This window comes from Gilliamella sp. wkB72, from assembly GCF_001693745.1.
Classification (GTDB): domain Bacteria; phylum Pseudomonadota; class Gammaproteobacteria; order Enterobacterales; family Orbaceae; genus Gilliamella; species Gilliamella apicola_E.
Map to the genome: position 1 here is coordinate 57,008 of NZ_LZEI01000019.1, position 12,309 is coordinate 69,316.

Annotated in this window: 8 protein-coding genes; 2 read left to right on the top strand and 6 right to left on the bottom strand. The window is 35.7% G+C overall.

Going from position 1 to position 12,309, the window contains the following annotated elements:
• Positions 1–80 precede the first annotated feature (80 nt).
• The 4 genes from A9G07_RS09370 to gss all read right to left on the bottom strand — a co-directional run bounded on the left by A9G07_RS09370 (position 81) and on the right by gss (position 9,539).
• Positions 81–2,753, bottom strand: coding sequence for a putative virulence factor (locus tag A9G07_RS09370; RefSeq protein WP_065734943.1), 2,673 nt, complete (start codon positions 2,751–2,753; stop codon positions 81–83).
• Positions 2,750–5,776 (bottom strand): virulence factor SrfB, encoded by a 3,027-nt coding sequence (locus tag A9G07_RS09375; RefSeq protein ID WP_065562899.1) that lies wholly within the window; start codon positions 5,774–5,776, stop codon positions 2,750–2,752. The genes A9G07_RS09370 and A9G07_RS09375 overlap by 4 nt, the downstream gene beginning before the upstream one ends.
• 8 nt (positions 5,777–5,784) lie before the next feature.
• Positions 5,785–7,434 carry an SrfA family protein gene (locus A9G07_RS09380; protein ID WP_065734944.1) on the bottom strand — a complete coding sequence of 550 codons (1,650 nt, stop codon included), beginning with the start codon at positions 7,432–7,434 and terminating at the stop codon, positions 5,785–5,787.
• A 212-nt stretch (positions 7,435–7,646) separates the two neighbouring features.
• Positions 7,647–9,539 carry a bifunctional glutathionylspermidine amidase/synthase gene (gene gss / locus A9G07_RS09385; protein ID WP_065734945.1) on the bottom strand — a complete coding sequence of 631 codons (1,893 nt, stop codon included), beginning with the start codon at positions 9,537–9,539 and terminating at the stop codon, positions 7,647–7,649.
• A 181-nt stretch (positions 9,540–9,720) separates the two neighbouring features.
• Here gss and ybeD point away from each other — a divergent pair, with 181 nt between their 5' ends.
• Complete coding sequence (gene ybeD / locus A9G07_RS09390) at positions 9,721–9,987, top strand: DUF493 family protein YbeD (protein ID WP_034883735.1); 267 nt, start codon at positions 9,721–9,723, stop codon at positions 9,985–9,987.
• 67 nt (positions 9,988–10,054) lie between these two features.
• Positions 10,055–11,332 (top strand): bifunctional O-acetylhomoserine aminocarboxypropyltransferase/cysteine synthase, encoded by a 1,278-nt coding sequence (locus A9G07_RS09395; RefSeq protein WP_065734946.1) that lies wholly within the window; start codon positions 10,055–10,057, stop codon positions 11,330–11,332.
• A 46-nt stretch (positions 11,333–11,378) separates the two neighbouring features.
• Here A9G07_RS09395 and adk read toward each other — a convergent pair whose 3' ends face one another.
• Together adk and A9G07_RS09405 are read right to left on the bottom strand one after the other, a co-directional pair.
• Complete coding sequence (adk, locus tag A9G07_RS09400; RefSeq protein ID WP_065562903.1) at positions 11,379–12,023, bottom strand: adenylate kinase; 645 nt, start codon at positions 12,021–12,023, stop codon at positions 11,379–11,381.
• 33 nt (positions 12,024–12,056) lie between these two features.
• Positions 12,057–12,308 (bottom strand): YfgJ family double zinc ribbon protein, encoded by a 252-nt coding sequence (locus A9G07_RS09405; protein WP_065734947.1) that lies wholly within the window; start codon positions 12,306–12,308, stop codon positions 12,057–12,059.
• Between the last annotated feature and the right edge of the window lies 1 nt (position 12,309).

The following is a 12,309-nucleotide window of genomic DNA, read 5'->3' on the forward strand; positions in this document are numbered from 1 at the left end:
AATCTTTCATAATAGAAGGTAGTTTAAGCTACCTTTTTTATAATTATTAAATGATAACCATCTAATATAATCACAACATATTATTTTATTTTCGATTGTTTAAAGATAGTTAAAACCTCACCAAGTTGAGAATTTTGTTCTTGACTAATTTCACGCCCAGCGTGATGCCCGACATTTTCTTGTGCCAGCACCGCAAATGCAATAAACCAATCAAATATAGCAAACTGAGAATAATTTTTAGTCTTATCATCAAGCACTGGAAGTGGATGAGATAATTGACTTGAGAATTGGCTCAACGGTGAAGAAAATATAGGTTTACCTTGATTAACACGGCTTGTCGGTATTTCATTTGCTTGCCCTTGAATAAACCCAAGCCAAGCAATAAAGTCGGTCAAAAAGAGATGAATAGAGCTAATTTGTCGAGACTCAAGATCATCACGTTTACTTCCCATATTTTCGATATCTAAAATTTTCTGCGTTAAACTTGCTTCAAGTTTTAAACGGTTAGCGGCAGTTATTAATTCTTCAACAATAAAAGAGAGTGATTTTTGCTCAAGTCCAAAAAATTGTAATATATGTTTATCTAATACAATATTTCTTAAATGCTCCAACCATGCAGTAAATACGTTTTTCGCAAATTTTGATTCAGTAGGTAAACTAGCAACAGCTTTAGGTTTTAGAGGAGAGCTAGAATCGGGGAACAGCTCAAATTCAGTATTTAAACCAAAATCGTTTGAAGAATTATCTAATATATCATCACTACCTGTACTGCTAACTTCATTATTTATATGGCTTGAATGATAAAGGGCTCGAATAGTTTGATCTGGCAATTCTAAAACTTTAAGTAGTTCGCCTAATAATAACGCTTTACCTTGTAGTTCTTTTACTACACCACTAATGATTTGTTTTTTCTTACCAAGTTCTTCATCACTGCCAGCTTGATACCAAGTATCAAAACGCATATTGATGATATAATCTATTTTCTCATTGAGTTGCTCAACAATTCGTTGTTGTTTAACTTCAGTAATCGCGACTTGTTCTAAATATTGACTAATTCGACCAATTCCACCATCATTTAGTTTCAACATCGCATCCCAAGCTTGGTCTGGATCGCTTACATACTCTTTAATATCTGGATTTTCAACAAATGTCTTTTTCAAAACTGACATTTCTTGTTGATAATTATCATTATAAGATAATTCAAGATTTGCCTTGGCGTCGACATTTAAAAACGGTACATCAAATCCAGGTTTACGAACCAAAAATACATTATTAAATTTACCATTATTTGACCAATTGGATAACCAATCATAGCTACCAAAACGTTCTAAAATAGTTTGTTGTAATAAGCCACCTTTACCCCAAGTATTACTTAGATTATCTTCTGATTGATGTAATGATGCTCCAATTCTTTTATCAAACATGGTAATAGCCCATAGTAAGCCAGCTTTTTTAGTAGCCCTTTTCTCAGCGGTTTCACCTTGCGTTTTATCAATCCAACGTTCTAATACTGGACCAACATCATTAACATCTGACTGTTTATCTGATGGAGTACAAACAACCAAAACATTCATTTCTTGGCTATCAGTATATTTCTCAAATAGATAAGCAACTTTACCACGCAATAAAAGTTGAGCAATTGGATTACCTTCTTTAACATCAGAGATAGAAATTAAATTTAATCGACCTCGATATCCAGGAAAATCAAGTAAATCGACCTTCTCAAAAGTTGGTACTCGAGTTTGATTTACTAAAGGGAAGATTAATTCTGCGGTTAAAAAAGCTAATTGAGCTAATGATATCGAAGTTGGGATTCCATTGAGTGGTGTAACGGATACAGATGAATCTTTCTCCGTATTTAACCTTTCAAGCATATCAACATTCATTATGCTATCAATCTGTGACTTTTTACCATCATGCTCCTTCACCAATACTGAAAGAGGTGCATAAATAGTACTAGCATGGTTCAAACTTGACAAGGTCGTAGCTAACTGCACATAAATCGCAGTGAGTTCACTTATGCCACCCCACAACACAGAGAATAAAGCACCTCGGTCTACAGTCGAAAGATAAGGTAGTAAAGACACAGCTTTCTCCCAATACCCCCCTTTTAAACCTTCAAGTGAATTACCAAAGTTTTCAGATAAATAATCATAGAGATCAACAATATCATCTTCAGTTATACCACCCGTATAATCAGATTGTTTTTTATTTTCAGATTGTTGAATAAGTTGATTTAACTCTGAAAATTCAATCTTATTCACAACTTTCTGTTGATCAAAATCTTTAAAATATGCATTAATTAAAATTTTAACAATTTCGATTTCTTGAAAAAGTTTAAGCTCTAGCGGATAGTTGGCAATGCCACCTTCAGCGGTACGACTAAATCGTGTAACAAGTCCCGTTGCCTCTTTACCACCGCCAACAGGATTGACATGATCAATAAAATCTAAAATTTCATTATCGACAACGGTTTCAAGCTTACCATTCTCACCCGCAGCTAACGCTGAAATGAGATAAGATTTACCTGCTTGCGACAATCCAAAAAAGCCCACCGCAACAGACTTGGTTGACACATCACCCAATCGTTTTGCGCTATTACGCAAACGACGTAGATCTAGAATTAAATTATCAGCCTCATTGTTCAAACGCTTTGATGAATCTCGGGTTTGACTCACCCACTCTATTGCTTGTTCTGATGCTTGATAAACCTGTTCCCAGGATTTAGGGAGTTGTTCATTTAAATTTTTCATCGTTTTATCATTCCACTATCAAGCCAATATTGTGTGCTAATTAAACCTGAATTTACCATTGTGTTTAAATTAAGTTTGATATCCTTGGTTTTATTACAAGCACGTCCATCTGAAGCTTTGACATCTTTAATATAAAAATTCTCAACAGTTTTTTGTCGATTTTTAATGCCTAAAGTTACCTCTAAAACCACACCCTCAGCACTCAACCGTTTAGCCACATCACTATTTTCAATAGTCAAAATATAAATTGGTGATGCAGGCCAACGATCGATTTCAAGCTGTTTAAAACCAAGCCTTGTTGTGCCTCTAATTTCGAAAGAATGGTCAGGAAAATCATAATCAGGATCATCTAAATCAATATCTTGATAATAAATATTTTCTTTCTTTATCATGTTTAGATTATCTAACAAACCAATGTATTTGACTGTTGAATATAAATCCATATTCGATGATCTAAAATAGAAATTCGGTAATCTTAAGTTTTTACTTAGAAAACATAACATAGCGCCAACAGCAGCCGTTGTTTTTGGATCATCAATACGTTCTTGTTTATGGAATGGATACCATCCACCTGTATAATAACCATGTAATGGTAATATACGTCCTACTGGCATTGATAATCGTGAACGGAAATAACTTTGTACACCTGGCAGCCGCGAAGGACGGCCAGTTAATAACAATACATCACATTGATAACAACTAATAATCTCTGATAACGCATCAAACGTTTTACAAATATTGTAATAATCACCACGAATAAATAAGTGATGAATACGTTTAAGGTCAATTTCCACATTTAGATCAAGCACAGAAAATTCAGGATTATTTAATGCTCGACTAATCGGTTCATTGATAAAATTCAGAACATGATCGGTCATCGCATTATTTTGCAGTAATTCACTAAATGTCATGTTATAAACATGCTGCTCAGCATGTAATGGATCATAAAGCTCATAAAGCTTTAATACATGCAAGCCTACTGGCGTAAACAGTTGTAAAGTTAATTGTTGGCGCAGTACTGCATCTTGTATTGATACCTGCTGAGAACCAATGATAGTAGATAAAATCGGATTAGGATCTGCAAGCCCAGCTTGTTTTAGCCCATTGTTTAGCGAAGATAAAACGGTATCTTGAATAATATCAAGTAAAATATCATCACCAGCGACTTTAAATCCATCACGAAAACGTTGTGTCGGAACAATGTAAGCATTACTGCCACTAAGCTGTTTATTAGCACCATAATCAAGTTCATAATCATTTATAACTAAATCAGTTGTGCCACCACCAATATCAACGGTCGCAATCGTTAATTTTTGTTTATTGGTTTTATCTGGTCTGACCATTGAAGCGATAAACTCTTCTGATCGACCATTATAATTGTTTTGGGTTTCATTAAAGAGATAGACCACTTGGCCACAGGTCGCTTCATCCCACTGAATGTAAATTTCAGGGATGTTTGGCCATATACTTTTTAATTGTTCAGGATCACTAAAATCTATATCATCGTCAGAACTATCCCAACCTAAACTTTTCCATACCAAACCGATAGCTTGATAAACACAGCTTTTAAAGATAGCTTGTTCTGGTTTTGGCATCGCTGGGGGAATAGTAAGAATAATTGAACGTAAATTACGAGGCGTTCTAGCGTGTTCAAGCTTATTACGCTGAGCAACACTATTTATTTGCATTAAAGCATGCATTAATACTTCACATAGCATAAATGTCATCAGTGAGCTACGTGAATATTTTGGATGAAACACAGGCATTTTACGATCAAATTCTTCCTCAATTTCATTACTGAGGACATGCAGTGCTTCACCATATTCATTAATTAAGCTAGAGAACGGCTCTGCCGTTGCAAAGGGTTCATGATCGCTCTTCACATAATGAGAATTGAATCGCCAACCTTGCTCATACTTCTCCTGATCCCACAAATAACGTTTTGGACTTGAAAGCCCCGTTGCACCTTCGTTCCCTTCACGACGACTAGCTAAACGACTGGCTTCTTTTCCAACTCGTACAATACTAGGCCAGCGGAAAGTATCACGTCGTCCACTTTGCAAAGAAAAGTGCTCTTTACCAAAGAAGGTTTGTGCAAATTCTACTCGGCTCTCAAACGGCTCATTATAGATATGTTCAGGTTGAGTTAAATCCCGAATTTCAAGCTCATAGCGACGATTTAAGCTATCTTTATCTTGAACGTGATCTTCAATTAGTATTCCACATGTTCTAGAATTACCAACATCTAAAATCATATCAACAGGAATTGATTTGACCACATCATCTCGATTATTTGAGACAATTTTGATTTTTGGTAACTGTAATGAATCAGCAAGCAAATTAAGAATATTTAAATAATGACCATAGTAAGCTTTATTATTTATTTCTAACTCAATATCATCTTTATGAATTTTTAGTCGCTCTGGTTGGGGCGCTAACTCTTGAAATAGATCAATTAACCAACTGGTGATCCACTTTTGCTCTAAGTACCAAGCAACTTGATCTGAACGATGAGCTAAACTAAAAACAGCTCCTGTTTTGACATCATTTTCAGTCGGCGCTAAATAAGCAACGTCCTGCATATTGCTGAAAATTTTTGTATCGAAGGCGAATGTAATGCGGTGTGTATTGCCATCAGCATCTTCACCTTCTGGAATACTAACAATTCGAACTCGACTCCAGTTATGCGGGCCTTTATCAAAACGCTCTGGTGGCATTGATCTTAAAACTGGCACAGGTAACCAAATGCCATCAAACAGTTTTAATGATTGGTCAACACTTATCTCTTGAGTTGGCGTAACAGCAAAAGAGAGATTATCCGGCGCAAAAAATTTACCACTATCGATATCTTCAATTAATCTAACTAGTGCTCCGCTTTCTGATGGATCAATAAAACAGCCATTAACTTTACTTCGCCATTTATTATCTTTCCAATCTATTTTTAATGCAAAATCAAGAAACTGAATTCCACTATTCATGATAAGTGTGACTTCTTGACCATAATTGCGTATTTCTGGAAGCATATACAAACCTATTGTTTTTTCATCGTAATTGGGAATGAAGTCCCGTTATCATAAACTCCCTGACAATCAGCTTGATTATTTTTGCCAGGTTTACACTGAATATTTGGTAATTTATATTTAGTATTATCACTACAAGTAGCTTCGGTATTACCCACAATATTTAAATTCGCGTTTTGAATCCCACTACCGACCTTACCAACACATTTGACGCCATCACTACGAGTAAGCGTCACTTCACCATTGCCTTGATTAAAATTATAACTTAATTGTAATGGTTTACCGGTTGCTTTATCTTGAATACCGGCTCCAACTGACCATTGGCCATTTAAAAAGTTCGTTGACCCTTGCTTTAATGCATCAGTAGGTAAAGCTAAATTTTGGGATTGATTAGCATTGGTATCAGGTGAATTACCTTGATTAGAAGTGTTAGCTTCAGAATTATTAACGACATCTGGTGGTGTCGTTTGAGCATTTTTATCCTCATTATTCTGACCATTTTGATCCACGTTTTTATCATCAGGCGAATTAGGATTATTCGGGGGATTATTATCTTCACTCCCTTTATTTCCTTGATCACCTTGATCACCGTTATTTCCTTTATCATCAGGATTATTTGCATCAGGAGGCGTAGGTTGAAGTGGATCTGTAACACCATTTGCAGTATTTTCTACTGTGTCATTTGGAGCAGCAGGTGGTACAGCTGAATTATCAACAGCAGCAGAATCGGTAGGAACTGCATTCACTGCATTAGGATCTACAGCAACAGTCCGATTTGATACGACACCATTAACCACACCAACAGGTCTGTTATCTATGATAACTTCTTTAGGTTTTTGCTCAGGATCCAGTTTATTATCCTCTGGTTTTTTGAGTTCTTCTGGTTTTTCTTCTTTCTTTTCATTGTTAACAACAGAAGGATTAACTTTATTATCTATTGAGATATTTGGATCTAAAGTTATACTTGGTTTTAACCAATAACCTTTTAACCACAGCAACGCTAACAATAGTAATAAAAGGAGTAATAATCCCAATAACCAAACCCACCAACGCTTCCACCAAGGCTTTTTAACAACAACAGGTATTTTTTGAGAAGGTGCGGGTGCTGTACTTCTAAAGGCCTCTAAACAATAAAATGGCGAAGTCGCTTGTGGTGTTTGCGGATTAACAAAGCCCCAAAAAGTAATAACGGGTTTGCCATTAACAATATAAACAAACTGATTGCTAGGAAAGCGTATCGCCATCAAATTAGGTTCAAGGCTATCTGCGCTTTGTTTAGGATCATAGATAAGCCGACTAAAAAGTAGTTGGTCACCTTCTAAATTGGGGTTTCTAGATAATTTTTGACCTAATTCGATAACTTTGTTTTCAAAATCTTTAAGCAAAACTAGGGCAGATTCTTTTTCTGATTCACTAGCCGATGTCCAAGGAACAATATCATATTCCCCATCAGGTGAGTCTGAATCGAAAGGGATATACCAATCAACAATATTACCCTGATCATTACGTTGTGGGATAGCTAAACAATCTGAGTATTGACGCCCTAATTTGACTCGAAACATTTCTCGAATTTGAGAAGCAACAAGATAAGCTGCTTTACCATCATGCCCGAGCATTTTAAAATCTTTTATATCACCACTTCTGAGTAATGTGTTTGCCATATATTTCCTGATATTCCTTTAAATTACTTATATTTTTTGTAATTATTATTTGACTAAATCAATTCTATCAGAAATAGCAAGTTGTTGTCATTGTTAACCCAAAAGATAATATGATTTTTTTGTCATATTTAATTCTTTATAATGATTTAAGTTATAAATATTCAACTAATTAATGACTAAATTGTTAAATTAGACCTCAAAAACCCCGTTCCTCAACTTTTTTTTGATTTTTCTTTTAAAAATTCTTCATCCGTTAACACTCGTAGTGGTTGCATATCACTTTCTCCTCTTATAACCAAAGAAGGATCAGAACGTAAACACGCACCTCCATAATGACCACCAACGGTGAAAGTACAAACTTGCAAATAACGATCATCAACTTTTGGCAAACACCATAATTCTTGATAAATATTTTCCTGTTTTGCAAATCGTCCAACAGTTTTATCCAACACTTGTTCATGACTACCAACTAACTCAATATCACTACCTCTTCGCCCGGCAATAGGCTTAATTGCGTAGCCTTTTTTGATTAAGTTGTCATTAAGTTCAAATGTAGATTCAAGCAAATAACGATGATTCGGAAATAGAGACCATAATACAGGTAAAATAGCTTTATTACTTGGGATTACAGTCCATAAAGGCTCAAAAACAGATACCTCAGGCCGCAGCAATACATCAATTAATCTAACCGCATTTTCAGGATGCCATGTTCGAATCGGCAATCCTGCTACTTGTGCTTCACTTTCTTGGCGTAATTGTTCAAGTACAGTTTCCCATGCCCACGTTTTCCAGACACAGGTAACTTGACGATCTTCATCATCAACTAAGCGTCCGCGTTTATCCCATCTTAACCCGGTTAGTCCTCGTAAAATTTTACTTTTAAATCCAGCTTGAGTCAGGGCCTTTTGCATAAATAGTGCATGATAATTTTCCTCATTGTCATTATCTTGCATAATGTGTACAAATGCTTTTGCGTCGCTATGCTTCCAACAACTAGCTAAAGCATTGAGTAATCCTGCACTCGGGTTTACCCCAACATTTAATTCGGCTTGGATTGCCCAATTTTCCAATATTTTTCCAGCTTCGGTATGACATGATGCAGAATCAGCATTGTATTCATAAACTTTAAAGCCTCTCTCATCCATACAAAAATCTAATCGGCCGGTGATCATTTGATAACGTCGTTGCTGCCAAGATAACCGAAGTCTAGGCCAAAGAATTTCAGGAATATTGAAATTGCATAATAAATTGTCATCTTTTAATACTTTATCTGTAGCATGTAAATACATTAAATGAAGTTCATTTGTGGCACGAATAAGTTCCTGTTCTGCACTTTCAGAAATAGTGAAATAGCGATATTGATCATCATGACTAATAGCATGGCCAGTTGCTGACACATAAGCGCTTTCTAACGGATCGTTTTCGTTTAGCCATTTGCCATCAAATTGGCCATGATTTTCAATGTGTACGCTGTGGATATCGAGTAAGTGCTTATTAACTTCAGGTTGTGGTAGGCTATAAAGTGTATTATCTGTTTGAATCATCCAACCTAAAATTTTGGTATCATCAAAAGTATCATGTAAATAAAAACCATCATCAGATACGGTCATCTCCAACTCACGCGTCCATTGCTGACCAATAGGAAGTCGGGTATGGATAACATTTTGTTCCGCAATTCGAATTTTATTATCAAAAACTTCAGTAACAATAGCAACATGGCCTGTTCTATCAAATATACCGCCATCATCCCATATTAATAATGCTCCTGCTTCTGGCATTTTTTTACTGCCGTTAGCAAATGCTTGTAATGGTAAAATTGCTTCATTGATAACCTGGCGAAGAAACCTTAATGAGAAAATTTCATGTGCCATGCCAACATCAGTAAAAACAATACCATAATTTAAAAATAAAAATCTTCTGGCAAATTCAACACATTGCCACTTGTACCCCATATACTCATGACCAGAATAGCTTCGAAATGAAGCATCATTAGGAAATTGTTCAGGATCTAATGTTTCATAATCAGATGAATAAATTGCGACACCACCTGGTGCATAACCAAGTAATGTACCAAAAGGTTCTTTATTAGCGGATTGGGATGACATGTTATTTTAGCCTTTTAGAATAATAGTAAGGTAGGTTTTACTAAGCTATGTTAGAATTTGCTTATCATAGATCAAATTATAAGCTTTAAAAAGTGATGTTTATGGCTTGAAGAATAATAAATTGACTATATATATTAGCAAAAGTTAGTAGTTATATTGATAAAACGAGAAAAAGACTATTATGCAACAAACAAAATTAAATGAATTATTAGATTTCCCTTGTTCTTTCACTTATAAAGTAATGGGTGAAGCAAAACCTGAATTAGTTGATAAAGTGGTATCAGTTATTCAGCGCCATGCGCCTGGAGATTATACACCGTCGATTAAACCAAGTAGTAAAGGTAATTATCATTCTGTTTCAATTACGATTAATGCAACACATATTGATCAGGTGGAAAGTTTATACAAAGAATTAGGTGAAATAGATATAGTGAGAATGGTTTTATAATTCTTTACTTTTTGGTAATTTTTTGCACAAAATAAGAGTCTTATAGTTGTAAATATGAGGCTCTTATATGAAACCAGAAACAATTGTTTTGCACGCAGGCTATACTCCTGAACCAACCACTCACTCCGTCGCTGTTCCCATATATCAAACGACATCTTATGCTTTTGATGACACACAACATGGTGCCGATTTATTCGATTTAAAAGTCGCGGGGAACATTTATACTCGAATAACAAATCCAACAAATGCAGTACTTGAAGCACGTGTTGCTGCTCTTGAAGGTGGTATAGGCGCTCTTGCGGTAGCATCTGGTATGGCTGCTATTACTTACGCAATACAAGCCATCACATTTGCTGGAGAAAATATTGTTTCAGTGTCTAAACTTTATGGTGGCACATATAATTTACTTGCTCATACATTACCTAATTTTGGTATTACAACTAAATTTGCACCACACAATGACCTAAACGCTATCGAAAACCAAATTGATGACAAAACTAAAGCCATATACTGTGAAAGTATAGGTAATCCGGCTGGTAACCTTGTTGATTTGACTGCACTTGCTGATATTGCCCATCGGCATGGTATACCATTAATTGTTGATAATACAGTTGCCAGCCCTGCCCTTTGTCGACCATTTGAATTTGGCGCTGATATAGTTGTACATTCATTGACTAAATATATCGGTGGACATGGCAATAGTTTAGGTGGAATGATAGTTGATTCGGGTAAATTTCGTTGGAAAGATCATGCCGATAAGTATCCTATGTTAAACCAACCAGACCCTTCTTATCATGGCGTTTCTTATACTGAAAGCTTTGGTGATGCAGCTTATATTGCACGTTGTCGAGTAATACCTCTTAGAAATATGGGAGCAGCTTTATCGCCATTTAATACGTTCTTATTATTGCAAGGCCTTGAAACACTCTCTTTACGTATTGAACGTCACTGCCAAAATACACTTAAAGTTGCCAAGTATTTGGCTTCACACCCTCAAGTTGAGTGGGTCAATTATGCAGGGCTTATTGATCATCCAGAACATCATCTAGCCGTAAAACAAATGGATAATGGATTACCTGCCGGTATTTTGTCTTTTGGTATTAAGGGTGGAAAACTAGCTGGTGCAAAATTTATTGATGCCTTAAAATTGATTATTCGTTTAGTCAATATTGGCGATACGCGTTCATTAGCTTGTCACCCAGCATCAACTACGCATAGGCAACTCAATGATGAAGAATTGCAAAAAGCTGGTGTAAGCCAAGAAATGATACGTTTATCAATTGGTATTGAACATATCGATGATATTATTGAAGATTTAGAGCAAGCACTTAACTCAGCTAAATAATAAATTTGATAATATGAGGGATGGGTATCATCCCTCTTTTTAAAAATTAACCTAAAATTTTAGTTAATTCATTAGTCACATCTGAAACGGCTTGTGTTCCATCAATGCGGTAATATTTAGTTCGCCCTTCTTTCGCTTCATGTTGATAATAGTTAACTAAAGGTTTAGTTAAATCATGATATTCAACAAGACGTTTACGAACAATCTCTTCATTATCATCTTTACGGATAGTCAATGGTTCACCCGTTACGTCATCAATATTTTCCACTTTCGGCGGATTATGACGAATATGATATACACGTCCTGAACCAGCATGAATACGGCGACCACTCATACGATCAATAATAACTTCATCAGGTACATCAAATTCAAGCACATAATCTACATTAATTCCGGCTTCTTTCATTGCATCCGCTTGTGGAACTGTGCGAGGAAAACCATCTAATAAAAAGCCTTTTTCACAGTCGCTTTGTGCAATACGCTCTTTAACTAAAGCAATAACTAACTCATCAGTAACAAGCTTACCATTATCCATAAGCTCTTTTGCTTGTAGACCTAGTGGGCTACCTGCTTTTACCGCTGCACGCAACATATCACCCGTTGAAATTTGGGGAATGCCATATTTTTGCATAATAAATTGAGCTTGAGTTCCTTTTCCTGCCCCTGGTGCGCCTAACAAAATAATTCGCATAAAATAACCTCTTATGGCTTTAAATATAAATTTCTATTCTGGTAAATAATGAAATATCACTTTACTGCTGGAGATTAAGCCATCAGTGTGACAAATGTAGTTTATAGCACCACAACCTTTAACTATTTGAGCACTTTGCTGACAAATTGGACAGATATACTGTTCTAGATAATGTTGCTTGCAATGAGGACAGTCATAATGTTGTGGCGACACAATGTCCATTTTATTATGGCATTTCGGACAAATACCTTCTTGCCCCTCATCAATACTCTTTTTTGTTGTCATA